Annotated in this window: 2 protein-coding genes; both read right to left on the minus strand. The window is 60.2% G+C overall.

The annotated features are described in order from the left end of the window. Nucleotides 1–132 precede the first annotated feature (132 nt). Nucleotides 133–369, minus strand: a complete 237-nt coding sequence (locus EN969_RS30415) for a hypothetical protein (RefSeq protein ID WP_013529265.1) — start codon at nucleotides 367–369, stop codon at nucleotides 133–135. Between the two features lie 123 nt (nucleotides 370–492). Continuing rightward, complete coding sequence (locus EN969_RS30420; RefSeq protein ID WP_063169150.1) at nucleotides 493–1,407, minus strand: DUF2865 domain-containing protein; 915 nt, start codon at nucleotides 1,405–1,407, stop codon at nucleotides 493–495. Nucleotides 1,408–1,581 lie beyond the last annotated feature (174 nt).

Below are 1,581 nucleotides of genomic sequence, written 5' to 3' on the forward strand. Positions count from 1 at the left end.
AACGTCAGCGAGCCTGGCAAGAGAGCTCGCATGGTCTGCGATTAGATCGGAGCGGGTCCCTAAAAGCGGGACCCGGTTTTCGGATGGGATGCGATCAAGACGCGATCCGCGGATAGCTTCGGTGACCCGGCCTCACAGTGAAGCAGCGCCCTTTTTCGGCTCCTTCGCACCGAGCTTGTCGAGTGCAAGACGAACCTGACGCAGATCTTCCTGCCAGCCGTCATCGTCGTCCATCGGACCCTCCGAGGCAGCCCGCTGCAGCCCACGCGCCTCGGATTCGATCTCGCGCAGTTCGGCGATTTTCTGTTCGGTGGTCAGCGAGTCATCTTCGACGATCTCCAGTACCCGCATTTCCCGGAACGTAGCCACGGCGTTTCTCCCGGCTGATGTCGATCACAACGCCATGAGCGCCTCTCTGTTCCAGCCGGATCAGGCAACCGCATCGCAGCAGGCACGCCGCAACCGGTGATCGCCAATTGGGGAAGCCGGCGATCATTCGGCCGGGAAAAACGCCGGGCCGACCACGCGCACCGACCGCTTGCCGGCCTCGATCGAAAGGTGCTGGGCGGCACCTGGCGCTTCGGCATCGATTCCAGGGACGGCCGCAACCGTGCCGAGATCCGGCTTCGCCGTCGGCAGCGGAATAATGGCATTGCGCATGTTGGCGGGCGTCACAGTCCTGGCTCGCAGTTCGGTGACCCGCTGGTAGTATCGCTTGACGTCGCATGCCTTGAAATTCGCATCATCGCGATATCTGAAGGCTGCCGGCAGTTCGGTATAAGGCTTGCGCGTGTCGAGCGCGACCATCTGGTCGGTTTCGAGGCTGGCATCGTTCAACGTGTAGAGGTCGACGCTGGGGTCATCGCAGATGTAACGGCATTGATCGGCCGTCTCCTTCAGATCACCGCTGGCGGCGAATTGCGACTTTGGCGCCGGGAAGAAATACCCGTCCGACAGACGCACGCAAAACAGCATCGCATTGCCGCCGAACGTGGTGCTCGCCGATTGGGTGCCGGGCGCGGCGCGCGCAGACCGTTGCTTTGCCGAAGGCGCGCAGCCAAGCGCCACGAGGCGCGCCTGCAGACCCGCCGTGTCGCGGCCTGAATTCCCGGCGGCAGCGATCCGGCGCTGCACATCCGAGCGGCTCCTGGCGAGATCGGCGCAAGCGTTGAAGAGACCACCAAGCGAACTTTTCGCCGTGCACTGGCGCTGTCTCTCGATAGTCTGGATGGCTGCAAGTTGCCGGCGCAGTTGAGCAAGCTCCGGGTTCGCCCCGTTGCTGCGGCCACCCGAAAGCAACTGGCTTCTGATCGCGCCGCAGCTGTCCGCGTAGGACGGAAGCGTCCCGAACAAAACCGCCGCCAGCGAAATCAATGCGACCACCATGGAAGGCCAGAAACGGATCATCGGGACAACTCGGTCCTTTTTGCGGAGAACCCGGAATTACAGTCCATAACTTACACAAGTTTCAGCTATATGAGTAAACTCTAATTATCTCAAGAACTTCAGCCGGGGTAAGCTTTTGTCTATTGTATTATGTCATCTCGTGTAAATTCGATATTACATTTTTATTTCAAGATT

Source organism: Mesorhizobium sp. M7A.F.Ca.CA.003.01.2.1, assembly GCF_003998945.1.
Classification (GTDB): Bacteria; Pseudomonadota; Alphaproteobacteria; order Rhizobiales; family Rhizobiaceae; genus Mesorhizobium; species Mesorhizobium ciceri.